General features: G+C 73.8%; 13 protein-coding genes, 1 tRNA gene and 1 riboswitch. Of the genes, 11 read left to right on the top strand and 3 right to left on the bottom strand.

From position 1 onward, the window contains the following. The first annotated feature begins 645 nt into the window (after positions 1-645). The 4 genes from AB0P35_RS21225 (at position 646) to AB0P35_RS21240 (ending at position 6,284) form a co-directional block, all read left to right on the top strand. A complete protein-coding gene (locus AB0P35_RS21225; RefSeq protein ID WP_363512651.1) occupies positions 646-2,916 on the top strand; it encodes a xanthine dehydrogenase family protein molybdopterin-binding subunit in 2,271 nt (756 codons plus the stop codon). Positions 2,917-3,050: 134 nt separating this feature from the next. Further along, the gene (locus tag AB0P35_RS21230) at positions 3,051-4,376 is read left to right on the top strand and encodes a S8 family serine peptidase (protein ID WP_363512653.1); all 1,326 of its coding nucleotides are present in this window, start codon (positions 3,051-3,053) and stop codon (positions 4,374-4,376) included. A 122-nt stretch (positions 4,377-4,498) separates the two neighbouring features. Beyond that, the gene (locus AB0P35_RS21235; protein ID WP_363512655.1) at positions 4,499-4,828 is read left to right on the top strand and encodes a hypothetical protein; all 330 of its coding nucleotides are present in this window, start codon (positions 4,499-4,501) and stop codon (positions 4,826-4,828) included. Position 4,829: 1 nt separating this feature from the next. After that, positions 4,830-6,284: a hypothetical protein gene (locus AB0P35_RS21240; protein WP_363512657.1), complete on the top strand. Its 1,455-nt coding sequence runs from the start codon at positions 4,830-4,832 to the stop codon at positions 6,282-6,284. A 157-nt stretch (positions 6,285-6,441) separates the two neighbouring features. On the opposite strand, the gene AB0P35_RS21245 is transcribed toward AB0P35_RS21240, so the two are convergent. Then, positions 6,442-6,516, bottom strand: a tRNA-Cys gene (locus AB0P35_RS21245). A gap of 285 nt (positions 6,517-6,801) precedes the next feature. Next, a riboswitch (guanidine-III (ykkC-III) riboswitch) is annotated at positions 6,802-6,864 on the top strand. Between the two features lie 50 nt (positions 6,865-6,914). Between AB0P35_RS21245 and AB0P35_RS21250 the strand changes: the two genes are divergently transcribed. Then, a complete protein-coding gene (locus AB0P35_RS21250; protein ID WP_363512659.1) occupies positions 6,915-7,229 on the top strand; it encodes an SMR family transporter in 315 nt (104 codons plus the stop codon). 94 nt (positions 7,230-7,323) lie between these two features. Continuing rightward, on the top strand, positions 7,324-8,802 hold the full coding sequence (locus AB0P35_RS21255) for an MFS transporter (protein WP_363512661.1): 1,479 nt from the start codon (positions 7,324-7,326) through the stop codon (positions 8,800-8,802). Positions 8,803-8,827: 25 nt separating this feature from the next. On the opposite strand, the gene AB0P35_RS21260 is transcribed toward AB0P35_RS21255, so the two are convergent. Further along, positions 8,828-10,096, bottom strand: coding sequence for a hypothetical protein (locus AB0P35_RS21260; protein WP_363512663.1), 1,269 nt, complete (start codon positions 10,094-10,096; stop codon positions 8,828-8,830). 228 nt (positions 10,097-10,324) lie between these two features. Here AB0P35_RS21260 and AB0P35_RS21265 point away from each other — a divergent pair, with 228 nt between their 5' ends. Genes AB0P35_RS21265 through AB0P35_RS21280 form a run of 4 tightly spaced genes read left to right on the top strand, consistent with a single transcriptional unit; the run spans position 10,325 to position 17,629 of the window. Beyond that, positions 10,325-13,084, top strand: a complete 2,760-nt coding sequence (locus tag AB0P35_RS21265) for a phosphatidylglycerol lysyltransferase domain-containing protein (RefSeq protein ID WP_363512665.1) — start codon at positions 10,325-10,327, stop codon at positions 13,082-13,084. 55 nt (positions 13,085-13,139) lie between these two features. Beyond that, on the top strand, positions 13,140-13,769 hold the full coding sequence (locus AB0P35_RS21270) for a class F sortase (protein ID WP_363512667.1): 630 nt from the start codon (positions 13,140-13,142) through the stop codon (positions 13,767-13,769). Between the two features lie 18 nt (positions 13,770-13,787). Next, a complete protein-coding gene (locus AB0P35_RS21275) occupies positions 13,788-15,107 on the top strand; it encodes an alpha/beta hydrolase-fold protein (RefSeq protein WP_363512672.1) in 1,320 nt (439 codons plus the stop codon). Beyond that, complete coding sequence (locus tag AB0P35_RS21280) at positions 15,104-17,629, top strand: DUF2156 domain-containing protein (protein WP_363512674.1); 2,526 nt, start codon at positions 15,104-15,106, stop codon at positions 17,627-17,629. The genes AB0P35_RS21275 and AB0P35_RS21280 overlap by 4 nt, the downstream gene beginning before the upstream one ends. 8 nt (positions 17,630-17,637) lie before the next feature. On the opposite strand, the gene AB0P35_RS21285 is transcribed toward AB0P35_RS21280, so the two are convergent. Then, positions 17,638-18,075 carry an SsgA family sporulation/cell division regulator gene (locus tag AB0P35_RS21285; RefSeq protein ID WP_363512676.1) on the bottom strand — a complete coding sequence of 146 codons (438 nt, stop codon included), beginning with the start codon at positions 18,073-18,075 and terminating at the stop codon, positions 17,638-17,640. A 387-nt stretch (positions 18,076-18,462) separates the two neighbouring features. On the opposite strand from AB0P35_RS21285, the gene AB0P35_RS21290 reads away from it, so the two are divergent. After that, a complete protein-coding gene (locus AB0P35_RS21290) occupies positions 18,463-20,295 on the top strand; it encodes a DEAD/DEAH box helicase (protein WP_363512762.1) in 1,833 nt (610 codons plus the stop codon). Positions 20,296-20,372: the final 77 nt, after the last annotated feature.

Below are 20,372 nucleotides of genomic sequence, written 5' to 3' on the forward strand. Positions count from 1 at the left end.
CGGGGCGGACCCCGTCGGACCGGCCGGCCAGGAGACCGCCGAGCAGACCGCCACCGGCCGGCAGTCCGCCGCCGACCTCCAGCTCGCCGGCGAGCTCCCGCTCTACGCCGACTCCGAGCTCTGGGTCGAGGCCGATCAGTACGCCGCCGCCCACCAGCCCCCGGCCCCGGCCGCCGAGGGCTACGACACCGGCTACTTCCAGCCGCCGCAGCCCGCCGAGGGCTACCTCGGCTACGTCCCCGCCCCGGCCCCCGCGCCCGGCCACGGGCCCGCCCCGTACGACACCGGGCGCTACGAGGCCACCCCCGCGCACGGCACCGCGCACGACGGCCCGGCCCACGACACCACGCCCGCGCACGGCACCCCGTACATCCCCACGCCCGCGCACGGCACCTCCTACGAGGCCGTCCCCTTCGGCGCCACCCCGGCCCACGGCACCCCGCTGCCGGACCCGGCCCACTACGACGGCGCCCCCGTCTACGAGGGCGGCTACGACACCGGCCACGTCTACGTCGGCCCCACCGGCTACGACACCCCGGTCTACGAACCCGCCGGCTACGACACCACCGGCGGCCACCCCGGCCTGGCCGGCTACGACGGCACCACCCCCGCCCACGGCATCAGGCTCCCCGAGGACGAGAACGCATGACCGCGCCCACCGAGCAGGACACCCAGGCGCCCGAACCGTTCGGCCTCGGCAGCTCCCCGCTGCGCACCGACGCCCTCCCCAAGGCGCTCGGCATCTACCCCTACGCCGCCGACCTGTGGGCCGAGGGCCTGCTCTGGGGCGCCGTGCTGCGCTCCCCGCACGCCCACGCCCGGATCGTCTCCGTCGACACCTCCGCCGCGCTCGCCCTGCCCGGCGTGCACGCCGTCGTCACCGCCACCGACCTGGCCTCCTGCCCCGTCCCCGGCGACCGCCCGATCCTCGCCTCCGAGGTCGTCCGCCACCACGGCGAGCCGATCGCCGCCATCGCCGCCGAGACCCCCGACACCGCCCGGCTCGCCGCGTCCCTCATCACCGTCGAGTACGAGCCGCTGGAGGCCGTCACCGACCCCGAGGCCGCCTTCAACGCCCCGCCGCTGCACCCCGACGGCAACCTCTTCCGCCACCTCCCGCTGCGCACCGGCGACCCGGAGGCGGTCGGCGAGATCGTCGTCGAGGGCCTCTACCAGGTCGGCCGCCAGGACCCGGCCCCGATCGGCGCCGAGGCCGGCCTCGCCGTGCCCCGCCCCGACGGCGGCGTCGAACTCCACCTCTCCACCACCGACCCGCACGGCGACCGCGACCGCACCGCCGCCTGCCTCGGCCTCGACCCCGACCGGGTGCGCACCGTCGTCACCGGCGTCCCCGGCGCCGCCACCGACCGCGAGGCGCTCTCCTTCCAGGTCGTGCTCGCCCTGCTGGCGCTGCGCACCGGCCGCCCGGTGAAGATGACCCTCACCCGCGAGGAGTCCTTCCACACCCACACCTCCCGGCACCCCGCCCTGCTGCGCTACCGCCACCACGCGGACGCCGAGGGCAAGCTGGTCAAGGTCGAGGCGCAGATCCTGCTGGACGGCGGCGCCTACGCCGACGTCTCCGCCGAGGCGCTCGCCGCCGCCACCGCCTTCTCGGTCGGCCCGTACACCTGCCCCAACGTCTTCGTCGACGCCTGGGCGGTGCGCACCAACAACCCGCCGGCCGGCCGGATGCGCGGCGAGGGCGCCCTGCAGACCTGCTTCGCCTACGAGTCGCAGCTCGACCAGCTGGCCAAGCAGGTCGGCGTCGACCCGCTGGAGATCCGCCGCCGCAACGCCATGACCACCGGCGACCCGCTGCCCACCGGCCAGGCCGTCACCTGCCCGGCCCCGGTCGAGGCCCTGCTCGACGCCGTCACCGAACTCCCGCTGCCCGCCCTCCCGGTCGACGACCCCGAGGCCGACTGGCTGCTGCCCGGCGGGCCCGGCGGCGCCGGCGACCCGGCGGCCGTCCGCCGCGGCATCGGCTACGCCGTCGGCATGGTGCACATGCTCGGCGCCGAGGGCGAGGACGAGGTCTCCACCGCGACCGTCCGGGTCAGCGGCGACCACGCCACCGTCATCTGCGCCGCCGTCGACGCCGGCCAGGGCTTCGCCACCCTCGCCCGGCAGATCGTGCAGACCGCCCTCGGCGTCTCCGAGGTGTACGTCGCCCCCGTCGACAGCGACCAGCCGGCAGCCGGCCCCTCCGCCCGCGGCCGGCACACCTGGGTGTCCGGCGGCGCCGTGGAGAAGGCCGCGCTGATGGTCCGCCACCAGCTGCTGCAGCCGATCGCGGCCAACTTCGGCATGTCCGTCGAGCTGCTGTCCATCGCCGACGGCAAGATCACCTCCTACGACGGCGTGCTCGGCATGCCCGTCGCCGAGGCGCTGGAGGGCAAGGAGCTCTGGGCCACCGCCCAGTGCCGCCCGCACCCCACCGAGGCGCTCGACGAGAACGGGCACGGCGACGCCTTCGTCTCCATCGCCTTCTGCGCCATGCGGGCGGTCGTCGACGTGGACATCGAGCTCGGCGCCGTCCGGGTCGTCGACGTCACCGTCGCCCAGGACGTCGGCCGCGCCCTGAACCCCCGCCAGATCGAGGACCGCATCGAGGGCGCCGTCGCCCAGGGCGTCGGCCTCGCCCTGATGGAGAACCTGCGCACCGAGGGCGGCCGGCCCGCCAACGCCTCGCTCACCGGCTACCGCCTCCCCACCGCGCTCGACACCCCCGACATCCGGATCGCCGCCCTGGTCGAGGAACGCGACGTGGTCGCCACCTTCGGCGCCAAGGCGGTCAGCGCCGTCCCCGCGGTGGTCGCCCCCGCCGCGATCGCGGCCGCCGTCCGCGCCGCCACCGGCCTGCCGGTCGGCCGCCTGCCGATCCTCCCCGAGGACGCCATCGCCGCCGGCTGACGCCCGGACACCCCGACGGCTGAGGCCGAGTCAGTACACCTCCGGCCAGACGATACGATCGAAAGCGCCCTGTGCGTGCACGCGGGGGCGTTGCGACAACGTACGGGCAGCAGAAGACGACTGACGGGGTAGTGATGACGCTGACCAGGGCCATGCGGGTGCTCGGGGCCACGACATTGGCAGGGGCACTGCTACTGACGGCCGCCCCCGGGGCGTCCGCGGACCAGGTCCGGGACGGACAGTGGGCCAACCAGTACTTCAAGCTGGACAAGGTCTGGTCCGTCAGCAAGGGCGACGGCGTGATCGTCGCCGTCATCGACAGCGGCGTCGACGCCACCCACCCCGACCTCACCGGTCAGGTCCTCCCGGGGTACGACGAGAGCGGGCAGAACCTCAACACCAAGCCGACGGACGCGCACGGCACGGGTATGGCGAGCCTGATCGCCGGTCACGGCCACGGCCCGGGCAACACGTCGGGCGTGGTGGGCCTCGCGCCGGGCGCGAAGATCCTGCCGCTGTACAAAGACGACGCCACCGGTGGGGACGCCCTGCCGCAGGACATCAAGTGGGCGGTGGACAAGGGCGCGAAGGTGATCAACGTCTCGCTCGCCGGCCACTCGGGTGACAGCGACGAGCTGAAGCAGGCCATCGCCTACGCGGCGAGCCACGACGTGCTGATCGTCGCGGGCTCCGGCAACGACGGTTCGTCGGTCGCGAGCCCGGCCAGTGCCGCCGGAGTGATGGCCGTAGGCGCGGTCGACAAGGACCTGAAGCTCTGGAGCAAGTCCAACTCCGGCCCGCAGATGATGCTGACCGCGCCCGGCGTGGACATCGTGAGCGCGGGCCCGAACATGGGCACCAAGTACCGCATCGCACAGGGAACCTCGGACGCGACCGCGTACGTGTCGGCCGCTGCTGCGCTCGTCCGGGCCAAGTTCCCGAAGCTGACCGCGGGCCAGGTGGCCAACCGCCTCGTGAAGTCGGCGCAGCTGCCCGCATCGGCCGGCGGCGCAGGCCTGCCGGATTCCGGCTTCGGGTACGGCGTGATCCGGCCCTACGAGGCGCTCACCATGGATATCCCGGCGGGCAGCCCGGAGGGGCCGCTGGCCAAGCCGGCTGGCGCGGCCGCGCCGAGCGCCGCCTCGAATGCCCCGGTGTCGCAGCCCGCGGGCAAGTCCGCGGTCGGCGGCATCACCCCGCTGATGGTGTTCGGCGGCGGTGCCGTCCTGGTGGTGCTGCTCGTGATCGTGATCGCCGTGGCGACCCGCAGCCGCCGTCAGGCGCCGGCTGCCCCGGTGCCGCCGCAGGGCCAGGCGCCGTACGGTGCCGCCCCGGGTTGGCCGCCCGCGCAGCAGCCCTACGGCGGCCAGCAGCCGTACGGCACGCAGCCGCCGCCCCCCGGGCACCCCCAGCAGCAGCCGTACCAGAACCCCTACCAGGGCGGTAACCCGCCGCGATGACAGTGTGTCAGTACACGGCCTAGAGACGATACGATCGAACGCCCTGTCAGGGCGCCATGGCCCCGTGCGCGCACGGGGCGCAGCAGCAACGGGGAAGTACGGACTCCAGGGGGAGGAGTGAGATGGCCGACGGATACCGCGTCAACACGGACGAGTTGGAAGCCGTCGTGAAGCGACTGCGGGCTCTCCAGCAGGGCCTGAGCGAGTGCGGCAACAAGGCGAAGTACAACACCGTCCTCGTCAGCGACGACTTCGGCGCCAACTTCGACGAGGCGAAGCAGCTCTTCGCCGCGCACTCGCAGATGCAGCAGTTCCTGAGCCAGCACATCCAGGAACTCGACTCGCTGATCAACGACTTCGGCGACAAGACGCACTCGGTGAACACCGCCTACCGGACGCGCGAGGAAGAGTTCGTCGCGAGCACACGGTCGATGCAGTCCGGGAAGGCGTGAGATGAGCACGTTCGAACACGAGGACCTCATCCCGCTGAAGCGGATGCTGGAGCACTCCAAGCCGGAGCGCATCCACGAGGTCAGCCAGCACTGGACCAACGTCCACCAGGAGCTGGAGCAGGCCATTGCCGACCTGCAGCGGGCGGTGCAGCACGCCACCGCCAACTGGGAGGGCGCGGCCGCCGACGGCTTCACCAAGCGGGCGACCGTCCTGCAGACCAGCATGACCAACACGGCCGCGCACGCGCAGAACACCTCCGCGGCGATGAAGTTCGCCGGCGACGCCCTGCAGCAGAGCAAGGCCACCATGGCGCAGATCAAGGTGCCGAGCACCTTCGAGCGCGGCGTGAAGCTGGTCGGCGACGGCTTCGACCGCTCGGACGCCCAGTTCAAGGCGGACGTCGCGGGCGGCATGGACCGGATCAGCGCGGTCAACAAGAACTACGGCGACCTCTCCGCGACGGAGATCTCCCACCAGTACGCCATCGGCGTCATGGAGCACCTGTCGCCGCAGTACAAGCAGGCGGCGGCGTACCTGAAGGCACCTGACCGTCGCAACGTGGTGGACGATGGGCAGGAGTACCCGCCCAAGCCCGAGAACCCCATCCCGCCGAACACCCCCAGCCACCCGCCGGTCGCGCCCAAGTACCCGAACGGGGTGCCGGACGACCCGTCGGGCAAGCCGGGGCAGGTCGACCCGCAGGGGCCGAAGCAGACCGTTCCGGGTTCGCCGCACGTGCCGACCCCGCTGCCGGGCGACGTACCGCCGGGCACCATCCCGACGCCGACCCATCCCCTGGTCCCGCCCAGCACGGGGATCGACAGCCTGCCGCCGGTCGGGACGCACCCGACCCCGGGCGGCGGTGGCCTCGGCACGCTGCCGACCACCCCCGGTGGGGGCGGCGGTCTCGGCGGCGGCGGGAACCTGGGTGGTGGCGGCGGTCTCGGGGGAGGCGGCGGCTTCATCCCGGGTGGCCTCGGCGGCGGGAGCCTGCCCGGCCGGGGCGGCACGTCCGGCGCGGGCCGCGGCGGTGCCACGGGCCCGGGCGGCGGTGCCGGCGGTCGGACCGGAGGCAGCGGCGCCGGTGGCACCGGTGCCACGGGCACCGGCCGTCAGGGCGTTCCCGGCATGGGCGGCATGCCCGGCGCGGGCGGTGCCGGCGCCGGTGGCAAGGGTGCCGGCGGCAAGGGCGGCAGCGGCCTGGTCCGGCGCGGCGGCGGTGCGGTCGGCAGCGCCAAGGGCGGTACCGGCGGCCGGACCTTCACCGAGGGCGGCTCCGGGATCGGCAAGGGCCGGGCCGGCCAGAACGGCGCCCCGGGCGGCGGCCTCCACGGCGGTCCCGGTGCGGCGGGCAAGAAGAAGGACAAGAACGCCAACGGCCAGCGTCCCGACTACCTGGTCGAGGACGAGGAGACCTGGCGCGGTGGCACCGCGAACCCGCCGGTGATCGACTGACCGGCACAGAACCGGCACGCCACGGCGCGGGCCGTCCCGGACCTCCGGGGCGGCCCGCGCCTTTTCGACCGCCGAACGGGCATGGAAATGCTCTCGGCGGCGGAAATGGAAACGCCGAATTCCCGGGCGGCGGAATTTGCCGTCCGGGAATTCGGGGTGGAGGCCGTGGCGGGAATTGAACCCACGTAAACCGCTTTGCAGGCGGTCCCCTGAACCACTCGGGCACACGGCCGTGAGGTGACGGAGAAGCCCGTACGGGCCCGTCATGAGAGGGGTGGTGCGGCGCGCGGTCAGGCGCGGCGGGAACAGCGACAGCCGGGACAACAGGCGGCACAGGTGCGGGGCGTTGCGATCGCCGCCGTCTTCCTGTTCATGGCCGACTCCTGTCGTCACTGTCGTGGGCGGCGGGCCCGGTATTCGACCCCGCCGTGCTGTTGAATTCATCTTAGGGGGAGCGGGGAGGGGTGCGTCAATATTCGAGTATGAATTCCGTGTGTCGTGGTGTGTTACGTTCGAGGGGTGGCGCGACCGTGCGCCCCGGACGAGGTGCGTCGTACCCGGCAGGACAAGACGGCGCGGTACTGCGGCGGCAGCGACAGAGCTGCCGCCCTCTACTGCGGAGGTGCCGTCGTGGCGTGGCTGGTGTTGATCGTGGCGGGCGTGCTGGAGACCGTCTGGGCGGTGTCGCTGGAGGCGACCAAGGGGTTCTCGCGTCCGGTGCCGAGCGTGGTGTTCGCGGTGGCGCTGGTGCTGTCGATGGGCGGGCTGGCGTACGCGCTGCGGGCCATCCCGCTGGGGACCGGCTACGCGGTCTGGGTGGGCATCGGCGCGGTCGGGACGGCGCTGTACGGAATGGCGGCGCTGGGGGACGCGCTGACGGCCGCCCGGGTGACCTGCCTGCTGCTGATCCTCGGCGGCGTGCTCGGACTGAAGGTGCTGCACTGAGCCCCGGGTGTCATAAGGCCTAGGCCGGAGGTCGTAGCCGATCACCGACTTCGGTCAGGAGTCACCGGGCCAAGAGCGCCTTACGATGGCAGGCATGGCCACCACCTCCTCCTCGACTCCGGTCGACCGCGCTGCTCCCGTGCCCGACGCCGCCCCCGACACCGGGGGCGTGATGAGCGGCCCGTACCGCGCGCTGACGCTGGGGATCGTCTCGGTGGTGCTGCTGCTGGCCTTCGAGGCGACCGCGGTGAACACGGCGATGCCGGTCGCCGCCCGCGAGCTCGACGGGCTGGGCCTGTACGCCTTCGCCTTCTCCGGCTACTTCACGACGACGCTGTTCGCGCTGGTGGTGTCCGGCCAGTGGTGCGACCGGCGGGGGCCGCTGGCGCCGCTGTTCACCGGCATAGCGGTCTTCGGCGCGGGCCTGGTGGTGGCCGGCACCGCGGTCGGCATGTGGCCGTTCGTGGCGGGCCGGGCGATCCAGGGGCTGGGCGGCGGCCTGGTGATCGTCGCACTGTACGTGGTGGTGGGCCGGGCCTTCCCGGAGCGGCTGCGGCCCTCGGTGTTCGCCGCGTTCTCGGCGGCCTGGGTGCTGCCCTCGATCGTCGGTCCGCTGGTCTCCGGCGCGGTGACCCAGCACCTGGGCTGGCGCTGGGTGTTCCTCGCCGTGCCGGCGCTGGTCCTGCTGCCGCTCGTGGTGATGGGCCCGGCGCTGCGCCGGGCGGAGCGGGCGCAGCCGCCGCTGCGGCCGGCCCCCTTCGACCGGCGGCGGACCTGGTGCGCGGCGCTCGCGGCGCTCGGCGCCGGGCTGCTGCAGTACGCGGGCCAGCGCCTCGACCTGCTCGGTCTGGTGCCGGCCGTGCTGGGCGCGGGGCTGCTGGTGCCGGCCGTGGTGCGGCTGCTGCCGCCGGGCACGCTGCGGGCGGCGCGCGGCCTGCCGACGGTGATCCTGCTGCGCGGGGTCGCGGCGGGCGCGTTCTTCGCGGCGGAGGCCTTCGTGCCGCTCATGATGGTGACCCAGCGGGACCTGTCGCCGACCCTGGCGGGGCTGACGCTGACCAGTGGCGGCCTGTCCTGGGCGCTCGGCTCCTGGCTGCAGGGCCGGCCGTGGGCGGACCGGCACCGCGGTGCGCTGATCCGGCTGGGCTTCGTGCTGACGGCGGTGGCGATCGCGGGGGCCGCGCTGGTGCTGGTGCCGGCGGTGCCGGCCTGGACGGCGGCGGTGGCCTGGTCGGTCGGCGGCGTCGGGATGGGCCTGGCGGTGGCGAGCATCAGCGTGCTGATGATGAACCTGTCGGCGCCGGAGGACACCGGCGCCAACTCGGCGGCGATCCAGCTGAGCGACGCGCTGGGCAATGTGCTGCTGATCGGCCTGGCGGGCGTACTGTTCGCGGGCCTCGGCGGCGGCTCGGTCGCGGCCGCCGAGGGCGCCACCGCCCCGGCGGGACCGTTCGCGGTGATCTTCCTGGTGATGACCGGGGTGGCGTTGCTGGGAGCCCTCGTCTCGGGCCGCACCGGCGCCGCACGGAAGGCCGCCGGGCCGGCGGAGGCCCCGGCGCTCGCCGAGGGCTGACGCGCCGGGGCCGCGGTGCGGCGGCTCAGGAGGAGGGCGCCGCCTGCGCGGGCCCGCCGAGGAAGGACTGCCAGCCACCGGCGGGGGACTCGCCGGGCCCGAGCGACTGCAGCTTCCGCAGCACGGCCGGGTCCTGCGCCTCCAGCCACTCGATCAGCTGTCGGAAGGACACCATCCGGACCTCCGGCTTGCCGGCGATCCCCTTGAGCGCCTCCTCGACGGCGTTCATGTAGATGCCGCCGTTCCACTGCTCGAAGTGGTTGCCGATGATCAGCGGCGCCCGGTTGGTGCTGTACGCGCGCTCGAAGCCCGCCAGGTAGGAGTCGCGGGCCTGGGTCTCCCAGGCGCCGTACCGGGCGGTGTCGCCCTTGGTGCTGTTGCCGGACTGGTTGTACATGATGTTGTAGTCCATCGAGAGCACCTGGAAGCTGTGCCCGGGGAAGGGGACGGACTGCAGCGGCATGTCCCAGAGCGCGCCGCCCTGGAACTTCTGCGGCCACACCTGGAGCCCGCCGGGGCCGCTGCTGTCGTACTTCCAGCCGCGCTTGGCGGCGGTGGGCAGCAGGCCGCGCTGGCCCTCCAGGCAGGGGGTGCGGCCGCCGATCAGTTCCTTGCGGTAGTCGAAGGGCAGCGGCGGCAGGTCGGTGAAGCCGGTGTTGGTCCGCCAGTTCATGACGAAGTCCATCGCCTGCTGGATCTCGCTGTCCCACTCCTCGGGGGACCAGCGGCCGCCACCGGTCGGGCCGCAGAAGTGCCCGTTGAAGTGGGTGCCGATCTCGTGGCCCTCCAGCCAGGCGTCGCCGACCTGGCGGATCGTCTCGCGGATGTGCTCGTCGCTCAGGTAGCCGATGTCGGACGCGCCGACCGGGTGCTGCGGCGGCCGGTACATCTCCCGCTTGGACTCCGGCAGGGTGTAGATGCCGCTGAGGAAGAACGTCATCTTGGCGTCGTGGTCCCGGGCGAGTCGGCGGAACCGTGAGAACAGCCCGTTGTCGAGCTCGCCGGCGCCGTCCCAGGAGAAGACCACGAACTGCGGCGGGCGCTCGCCGAGCTCCAGCGGCACCGCCTCCGGCTGGTGCGGCTGCGGCCCGGAGTCGGAGGTCGAGCCGTCGCCGATCAGCGAGGCGGGCGGCTTGGGGGTGCCCGAGCCGCTGCCGTCGGCCGCTCCCGAGGCCTGGACGGGCGGCCCCGCCTGCTCGCCGTTCTGGCCGCGGCCGCCCGCGCAGCCGGCGGCGAGCGCGGCCGCGGTGGCGGCACCGCCGGCCAGCAGTGTCCTGCGGGAGAGAGCGTCCATGGTCGTCTCCGTTCGGGGGGTGTCTGTTCGCAACGGGACCGCATGGACTGACAGTCCGACAGTCGGATGGACGGTCCGGGGTGGGGTGCGGCCCACAGCATGGCATGTCGGAGCGTCGCCGCCGGGGAACGCCGAGTGAACCCGGCGGGGTCGGCCGAAACGCTCGCCCGTTCGGACCATCGAACCCGTCATCGAGTGGCGGGGTCCCGCTGAGCCGTCGTCAGATGAGTGGAACCGTCCCCGACGAGCCGCCTCCCGGAGGTCCCGTACGCCATGTGGCAGTCGCTGCTCGACGCGTACCGGGAGCGGATCGTCGACACCGGACGCGAGCCGCTGTTCCTGCTGCTCCTGGGACTGCTGGCCTCCTTCCTCTTCATCCGCTTCAGCGTCCGGATGATCCGCCGCGGCACCAGCTGGTGGCCCGGGAACGTCACCCCCGGCGGCATGCACATCCACCACGTGGTGTTCGGCCAGGCCCTGGTGCTGATCTGCGGCGTGGGCGCCTTCACCGTCCGCGGCAACGGCGGGCAGCTGTGGAACGTCCTCGCCGTCGGCTTCGGCATCGGCGCCGGCCTGGTGCTCGACGAGTTCGCGCTCGTCCTGCACCTGCAGGACGTCTACTGGAGCGAGCAGGGGCGCAAGTCCGTGGACGCGGTGATCCTCGCGGTCGCCGTCATCGCCCTGCTGCTGATCGGCGAGCTGCCGCTCGGCGGCTTCAGCTCCCGGGTGACGGCCGGACAGCTCGTCGGCGCCGGCATCCTGCTGCTGCTGGTCGCGATCAGCCTCTTCAAGGGCAAGATCTGGACCGGCCTGATCGGGGTGATGCTGCCGCCGCTCGCCATGGTCGGCGCCGTCAGGCTGGCCCGGCCGCAGAGCCCCTGGGCGCGCTGGCGCTACCGCACCCGGCCCAAGCGGATGGCCCGCGCGGAACGGCGGGACGCCCGGATCCACGCGCGGATCGTCGCCGCCAAGACCTCCTTCTACAACGTGCTGGCCGGCGCCCCCGACGCCGCGGCCGCGCCCGCGGGAGCCGCACCGGCCGACCCGGCCCGGCCCGCGGAGCCCGCCACCGCACCGGCTTCCGCGACGACCCCTGCCCCGATTCCCGCCCCGCCCCCGGCGCCCGCTGCGCCCGCAACCCCGCCCGCCGTGGCCCCGCCCAAGGCCCGCCAGGCCGCCCGCGACAGCGGAAAGGCACCCGCACCGGCCGCCGCCGAGCGCAGGCCCGCCCCGGCGGTGCCCGCCTGGCGCCGCCGCTTCGCCATCGGCGCCGAGTGGTACGTCCGGGTCGTCGCCCTGCTCAACCTGGTCGCCGGACTGATCGAACCCTTCCGCCAGCAGGTCCAACGGGCCAACCGAGGCGACTTCTTCACCCCCGTCCTGGTCGCCCCGGGCTTCACCGGCGCGCTCTTCGCCGGGCTGCTCGCCGTCATGCTCCGCCGCCGCAAGCGGGCCGCCTGGATCGTCACCACCGTCCTGGCGGCGCTGTACACCGCACTGTTCGCCTGGGCGCTCGCCTACCCCGAGTACAGCGAACACCCCTTCAACTGGATCTCCGCCCTCGTCACCGTCGCCCTGCTCGCCGCCCTGCTGATCGGCCGGCCCGTCTTCGCCGCCCGCGGCACCCGCGGCAACGTGGTGCTGGCCGCCATCGTCCTGGTGGCCGGCGGCGCCCTGCTCACCGTCCTCGGCGCCGCGGTCGTCCGGGCCACCTACCCCGACACCCCGCCCTCCTGGGGCGACGCCTCGCTGTACGTGCTGCTGCGCCTGCTCACCCTCTCCGGCGTCGTCCAGGTCGCCGACGTCGACGTGCCCGGCTGGGTCGACCTCGGGATCAACCTGCTCGGCGCCGCCCTGCTGCTGGTCGCCCTGCGGGTGCTGTTCCGCTCCCCGCGCGGGCACGTCGAGCAGCGCCCCGAGGACGAGCAGCGGCTGCGCGAACTGCTCACCAGGCACGGCGCCCGCGACTCGCTCGGCTACTTCGCCCTCCGCCCCGACAAGGCGGTCTGCTGGTCGCCCTCCGGCAAGGCCGCCGTGCTGCACCGGGTGGTCAACGGGGTCGCCCTCGCCTCCGGCGACCCGATCGGCGACCCGGAGGCCTGGCCGCAGGCGATCGAGGTCTGGCAGCGGCAGCTGCGCGAGCAGGGCTGGATCCCGGCCGTCACCGGCGCAGGCGAGGCCGCCGCCACCGCCTACACCCGGGTCGCCGGGCTCCGCGCCCTGGAGTTCGGCGACGAGGCGCTCGTCGAGACCGCCGGCTTCACCCTGGAGGGGCGCGCCATGCGGCCACTGCGGCAGGCCCACAGCCGAGTCCGCAAGGCCGGGTACCGCGCCGTCGTCCGCTACCACCGCGACATCCCCGACGGGCAGATGGCCGACCTGATCCGGCTCGCCGACGCCTGGCGGCACGGCCGTACCGAACGCGGCTTCTCGATGGCCCTCGGCCGACTCGGCGACCCCGCCGACGGCGACTGCCTGATGATCGAGTGCCGGGACGAGAACGACCGCACCTGCGCCCTGCTCAGCTTCGTGCCCTGGGGCGAACACGGACTCTCCCTCGACCTGATGCGCCGTGACCGGGAGTCCGACAACGGCCTGGTCGAGTTCATGGTCACCGAGCTGCTGCTGCGCGGAGCCGCCGGAGAACTGCAGGTCAGCCGGGTGTCGCTGAACTTCGCCATGTTCCGGGCGGTCTTCGAGGAGGGCGGCCGGCTCGGCGCCGGGCCCGTGCTGCGGCTGTGGCGCGCCGTGCTGCGCTTCCTCTCCCGCTGGTGGCAGCTGGAGTCGCTCTACCGGGCCAACGCCAAGTACCGGCCGGACTGGCAGCCCCGCTACCTGCTCTACGAGAAGTCCACCGAGCTGTTCGCGATCGGCCTGGCCAACGCCATGGCGGAGGGCTTCATCACCCGCCCGCGGCTGCCCGCCGTCCGCCGCCGCCGGCCGGCCGCTCACCCGGGCGGGGCAGCGGCGGATGCCCCGGGCGGCTGACGGCCCTTCACTTGAGACGGGCCGCCGACTGCGGCCCGACGGACGGGAGCACGGGTTGGGCGGACAGCACAGAAGTCCCTGGCCGGGCACCCTGGCGGCCGGCGCCGCCCTCGTGCTCGGCGCCTGGATGCTGCACGGTGGCGGCCTCGTCCTGCCCCCGCTGCCCACCGCCCAGCAGGGCGTCGACGCGCTCGGCCTGCCCATCGTCGTCGCCCCGCCGATGCCCCGCGCCGCGCCCACCCGGATCCGGATCCGCAGCGCCGGCGTCGACGCCCCCGTCACCGGCCTCGCCCTCGACGACGACGGCCGACTGCAGCCGCCGCCCGAGGACGACGCCAACCTGGCCGGCTGGTACGCGGCCGGCGCCGCCCCCGGCGAGAGCGGCACCGCCGTACTGGCCGGCCACGTCGACACCAGCAGCGGCCCCGCCGTCTTCTACCGGCTCGGCACCCTGCACCGCGGCGACCAGGTGGAGATCGTCCGGGCCGACCGCTCCACCGCGTACTTCGCCGTCGACGGCGTCGAGGTCTACCCCAAGAAGGAGTTCCCCGACCGGAAGGTCTACGCCGCCGCGCCCAACGCCCAGCTGCGGCTGATCACCTGCGGCGGCGGATTCACCCGGCAGACGGGCTACGACGGCAACGTCGTCGTCTACGCCCACCTCGTCCGCGCCGACGCGGCCTGACCGGCGGGGGGCAGCCCGATGAACCGCAGCCTCGCCGCCTGGAACCCGCTCGACTGGCCGATCACCACCGGCGTCGTCCCCTACACCTTGCTGGTCGCCGGCAGCGCCGCGCTGCTGCTGCTCGTCCTCGTCCCTGCGCCGCGCTGGTGGCCGCTGCGGCTGCCGGCCGCCGCCCTCGGGGCGGCCGCGGCGGGCGTGCTGGTCGCCCTCACCGTCAACACCTGGTGGCAGCCCTTCGCCGGCGGGCTGCCGGACGAGGTCACCGGGTGGATCGCGCTCGCCCTGTTCGGCCTCGCCCTCGCCGTCGCCCGCTTCGTCCCCACCGCCCCGCCGCGCACCGTCGGCAAGGTGCTCGTCCCGGCCGCCGCCGTCCTGGTCGCCGTCATGGCCGCCTCCCAGGTCAACCGCTTCTACGACGAGTACGGGACGCTGCGCGCGATGCTCGCCCCGGCCACCCAGGCGCTGCCCACCGGCCGCGACCCGCACACCGTCGCCGCCCCGTCCGGCGGCACGCTCGCGCAGGTCTGGCACCCGCCGCCCGGCCTGCCCGCCCGCGGCACCCTCGCCCGGACCCCGATCCCCGGCACGAAGTCCGGCTTCAAGGCCCGCGACGCCTACGTCTGGCTGCCGCCCGCCTACCGGGCCAGCCCACGCCCGCTGCTGCCCGTCCTGGTACTGATGGCCGGCCAGCCCGGCAGCCCCTCCGACTGGGTCTCCTCCGGGCAGCTGGAGACCACCATGAACGCCTTCGCCGCCGCCCACGGCGGCCTCGCGCCGATCGTGCTGATGGTCGACCAGACCGGCTCCACCTGGGGCAACAGCCTCTGCATGGACTCGCGGATCGCCCGCGCCCAGACCTACCTCGCCGAGGACGTGCCCGACTGGGCCCGCCACCACCTGCAGACCGCCGAGGGCCGCCGCGCGTGGGCCATCGGCGGCCTCTCGCTCGGCGGCACGTGCGCCCTCCAACTCGCCGTCAACGCCCCCCGCGTCTACGGCACCCTCCTCGACATCTCGGGCCAGCGGGAACCCACCCTCGGCAGCCACCAGAAGACGGTGGACACCGCCTTCGGCGGCGACGAGGCCGCCTTCGACGCCGTCGACCCGCTGCACGTGATGGCCCGGGAGAGGTTCCCGGACACCGCCGCGACCTTCGTGGTCGGCGACGCCGACGGCGAGTACGGGCCCCAGCAGCGCGAGGTGCACACCGCCGCCGTCGCCGCCGGGATGAAGGCCCGGTTCATGACCGTGCCGGGCGGCCACGACTGGAACACCTTCCGCGCCGGACTCGCCGACAACGTGACCTGGCTCGCCCAGCAGACGGGACTGATCACATGACCGAACCCACCGCCGAGACCGCTGACAAGGCCCCCGTCCGACCGCAACCGGAGTACGGCAGCCGCCCGGTGCGACTGGCCGCGGCCGCCCTCGCCCAGCTGCGCCGGGCACCGCTCAGCCTCGCCCTGATCGCCGCCCTGTGGGTGGTCGGCGCGGCCACCGGAAGCCTCGGCACCGGGCCGTCCGACGCCCTGCTGCCGTACGTCGGCGTCGGCATCCCCAGCCTCGCCGACGGCCACTGGTGGACCCCGGCGAGTTCGCTGTTCTGGTGCTCCGGCATCGGCTCGTACGTCGTCACCAGCCTGCTGCTGGCGGTGTTCGGGCCGTTCGCCGAACTGCGGCTCGGCACCGCCCTCGCCGGGGCCGTGCTGCTCGGCGGGCAGATCGCCGGCACCCTGCTCGGCACCGCCGCCGTCCGGATCGGGGTCTCCGCCGACCTCGGCTGGACGAAGGCGATCCAGGACCAGATCGCGGTCGGCCCGACCATCGGGGTGTTCGCGCTCGGCGCGGTCGTCAGCTTCCGGCTCACCGCGCTCTGGCGGCGCCGGCTGCGGCTGGTGGTCGTCCTGGTGCCGCTGGTGCTGATGCTCTACGTCGGCCACCTGCAGGGCGTGCAGCGGGTCGCCGCGGTGCTCGCCGGGCTCGCCGCCGGCACCCTGATGCACCGCCACCGCGGCCACCGCCCGCACCGCGCCTCGCACACCGAGACCCGGGTGCTGGTGGCGCTCACCCTGGCGGCCGCCGCGATCGGGCCGCTCGTCGCCTCGCTCTACCGGGACGCCATCGGCCCGTTCAACACCCTCGCCGACCTGTACTTCTCGCACGTGCCCTCCGGCGCGGAGGTCGCCGACGCCTGCGCCGAGTCGGCCAGAGCGTGCGCGCACGCCCACTCCGCCGTCCGCTACTTCGACTCGCCGGGCCGACTGATGGCCGCCCTGGTGCCCGTCCTGCTGCTGGTCCTCGCCGAGGGGCTGCGCCGCGGACTACGGCTCGCCTGGTGGATCACCGTGCTGACCGAGCTCGCCTGGGTCGGGGTGCTCTGGTGGCTGCTGGCGATCAACTACGACGAGTTCGCCAAGGACGGCGGCACCGGCCTGCTGTTCGAGCTCATCGGCGAGGCCCTGCTGCTGCCGGTGGCGATGCTGGTGCTTCAGGTGGTGACCCGGCTCAGCTTCGACCAGCGGATGGCGCCCCGGGTGCGGAACCGGCTCGCCGCGGTGGTCGGCACCGCGCTGCTGGTGTGCTGCGGCGCGTACGTCGGCATCGGCTGGCTGCTGCGCGACCAGTACGAGCCGGACGCCACCGCCGCGGGGCTGGCCGCCGGACTGCCCTCGGTGCTGCTGCCGCCCGCCTACGACGAACTGCTGCCGGACCGCCCGATCGCCTCCGGCGGCGGCGCGCAGGCGCTGGAGATCGCGGTCGGCCTGGTGTTCTGGGCGGTCGCGCTGACCGCCCTGCTGACGGCCTTCCGGCGGCCGGTCGTGCACGCGGACGCCGAGGACACGGCCCGGGCCCGCGCCCTGCTCACCGAGTACGGCGGCTCCACCCTCTCCTTCATCTCCACCTGGGACGGCAACCACTACTGGTTCGACGCGGAGGGCCGGGCCGCGGTGCCCTACCGGGTGATCGCCACGGTGGCGCTCACCACCGGCGACCCGTTCGGCGAACCGGAGGCCCGGCAGCGGGCGGTGGCCGGCTTCGCCCGGTACTGCGACACCCGCGGCTGGACGCCGTGCTTCTACAGCGTCACCGCGGACGCCCGGCAGGCCGCCGAGCGGCTCGGCTGGCGCTCACTCCAGGTGGCCGAGGACACCGTGGTGCCGCTGCCCGACCTGGCCTTCACCGGCAAGAAGTGGCAGGACATCCGCACCTCGCTCAACAAGGCCGGCAAGCAGGGCATCACCGCCGAGTGGTGGACCTACCGGGAGGCGCCGACCGGCATCCGCGACCAGATCCGATCGATCTCCGAGGAGTGGGTCTCCGACAAGGGGCTGCCGGAGATGGGATTCACCCTCGGCGGGCTGGCCGAGCTCGACGACCCGGCGGTGCGGATGCTCGTCGCGGTGGACGGCGACCGCACCGTGCACGGGCTGACCAGCTGGATGCCGGTCTACGAGGCCGGGCAGCCGGTCGGCTGGACGCTGGACTTCATGCGCCGCCGCTCGGAGGGCTTCCGCGGGGTGATGGAGTTCCTGATCGCCTCGGCCGCGCTCGGCTTCAAGGAGGAGGGCGCGCGCTGGCTCAGCCTCTCCGGGGCGCCGCTGGCCCGCTCCGACCGCGGCGAGCCGCCGACCGCGCTGCAGCGGATGCTCGACTGGATGGGCCGGGTACTTGAGCCGGTGTACGGCTTCCGCTCGCTGCTCGCCTTCAAGGCGAAGTTCCAGCCCGAGTACCGGCCCATGTACATGGTCTATCCGGACCCGGCGGCGCTGCCCGCGATCACCCGGGCGATCGGCAAGGCCTACCTGCCGCACATGACCCCGGGGCAGGGGGTGCGGCTGATGCGCAGGCTCTCCGCCTGACGGCCGTGTCAGCCCAGCAGTTCGGCGAGCGCCCGGTCGGCGTCCAGCAACAGCGCCTCCTCGCCCTCCGGCACGGCGAGGAAGGTCTCCCACAGGAAGTGCCGCAGCTTGTCGCCGTCGAACTGGAGCAGGGCAACGCCCTCGGCGGAGCGCAGCTCCAGCATGGTGCGTCCGGCCGCGGCCGGACGCAGGTGCACGTCGCCGAGGCCGCTGGGCGCGTCCAGGCCGGCCGCCAGCAGCCACCGGGCGAAGACCCACTCGACCTCAGGCGGGGCCTCGGGCAGCGGGGTGCCGTCCAGGGAGAACTCGGCGGGGAAGGCCATCCGGACGGCCAGCGGGTCGTCCGACCGGTAGCGCAGGGCGACCCGCAGTACGGCGGTGCGGTGGGTGGTGACGAAGAGGCGGGCCTGGACGATCTGTTCGACGACGATGGGCGCTGCAGTCATGGCGATTCCTCCCGATGTCGTCCTGCCCCGGAGTTCGCGGGCGGAACGTGTGACGTGTGTGGGTTCTGTGACGGCCGGGGTGCGGCCGGTCGGACGGGGAGAGCGGGGGAGGGGCCGCTTCTTACCCGGCCTGCGGTGTGAGTCCGGTCACCGTCGGAGTCGGAAGCCGCCGGCCGCCGCATCCGGGAAAGCGGCCGGTGGCAGGGTGATCACCGGGCCGGCCGTGGGGGCCGTGCGACGGCCGAGCCTGAGTGGGCCCGGTGGCGCGGGCCGGTAGGCTGGGCTGGTTGTCCGACCACTGCCCGACTGCCGGCCGGGGCCGTGAAAACCGCCCCTGACCTGCGACGATCCCCTCCGGAGCCCGTGAGTACCGCCGCCGCTTCCCCGATGTCGCCGCTGTTCTCCGACGTTGCCGCGCCGCACGCGCCCGTCCGCCCGGCCGGCACGTCGAACGCCTCGCACCACCTGTCGCCGGCCTTCCCAGGCCGCGCCCCCTGGGGCACCGCCGGAAAGCTGCGGGCCTGGCAGCAGGGCGCTCTGGACACGTACATCGAGAAGCAGCCGCGGGACTTCCTGGCGGTCGCCACCCCGGGCGCAGGCAAGACCACCTTCGCCCTCACCCTGGCCTCCTACCTGCTGCACAACCACCTGGTGCAGCAGGTGACGGTCGTCGCGCCGACCGAGCACCTGAAGAAGCAGTGGGCGGAGGCCGCGGCCCGGATAGGCATCCGGCTCGACCCCGCCTACTCCTCGGGTCCGCTCTCCAAGGACTACCAGGGCATCGTGGTCACCTACGCGGGCGTCGGCGTCAACCCGATGCTGCACCGCAACCGCACGGAGGCCCGCAAGACCCTCGTCATCATGGACGAGATCCACCACGCCGGTGACTCGAAGTCCTGGGGCGAGGCCTGCTTCGAGGCCTTCGAGCCGGCCACCCGGCGGCTCGCCCTCACCGGTACGCCGTTCCGCTCGGACACCAACCCGATCCCGTTCGTCCAGTACGAGCCGGACTCCGACGGCCTGCGCAAGTCGATCGCCGACTACACCTACGGCTACGGGCACGCCCTCGCCGACCACGTCGTCCGCCCGGTGATCTTCCTCTCGTACAGCGGCAACATGCGGTGGCGCACCAAGGCCGGCGACGAGTTGGAGGCCCGGCTCGGCGAGCCGATGACGAAGGACCTGATCGCCCAGGCCTGGCGCACCGCGCTCGCTCCGCAGGGTGAGTGGATCCCGAGCGTGCTGCAGGCCGCCGACCGGCGGCTCACCGAGGTGCGCAAGGCGATCCCGGACGCCGGCGGTCTGGTCATCGCGACCGACCAGAACGTGGCCCGCGCCTACGCCAAGCTGCTGCGCGAGATCAGCGGCGAGAAGGTCACCCTCGTCCTCTCCGACGAGGCGGAGGCCTCCAAGCGGATCTCCGACTACTCGGCGGGCACCTCGCGCTGGATGGTGGCCGTCCGCATGGTGTCCGAGGGCGTCGACGTGCCCCGGCTGTGCGTCGGCGTGTACGCCACCTCGATCTCCACCCCCCTGTTCTTCGCGCAGGCCGTCGGCCGCTTCGTGCGCGCCCGCAAGCGCGGCGAGACCGCCTCGGTCTTCCTGCCGACCATCCCGATGCTGCTCGGCTTCGCCAACGAGATGGAGCTGCAGCGGGACCACGTCCTCGACCGACCGAAGAAGGAGGGCGACGGTCTCTTCGACGAGGAGGACCGGCTGCTCGCCGAGGCCGAGAAGGCCAACGACGGTCCGGACACCGCGGGCGGCGAGGAGTTCTCCTACGAGGCGCTGGGCAGCGATGCGGTCTTCGACCGGGTGCTGTACAACGCCATGGAGTTCGGCATGCAGGCGCACCCGGGCAGCGAGGAGGAGGAGGACTACCTCGGCATTCCGGGCCTGCTGGAGCCGGACCAGGTGCAGATGCTGCTGCAGAAGCGCCAGCACCGGCAGATCCAGCGCTCCAAGGCCAAGCCGGCCGAGGAGGCCGACCTGATCGAACTGCCCGCCGAGCAGCGGCCGGTGGTCACCCACCAGGAGCTGCGCGAGCTGCGCAAGGAGCTGAACGCGCTGGTCGCCGCCTGGCACCACCGCACCAGCCAGCCGCACGGCACCATCCACAACGAGTTGCGCCGCCAGTGCGGCGGGCCGCTGACCGCGCAGGCGACGGCCAATCAGCTGAAGGCGCGGATCGAGCGGATCCGGGAGTGGGCCAAGGGCTGACGCCCGTTCGGGCGGCGGCGATTCGGCGGCGGCGATTCGGGCCGGCGGTGGTGTGCTGACGGCGGTTCGGGAGGAGT

The sequence above is a fragment of the Kitasatospora sp. NPDC085879 genome (assembly GCF_040686255.1).
Lineage (GTDB): Bacteria > Actinomycetota > Actinomycetes > Streptomycetales > Streptomycetaceae > Kitasatospora.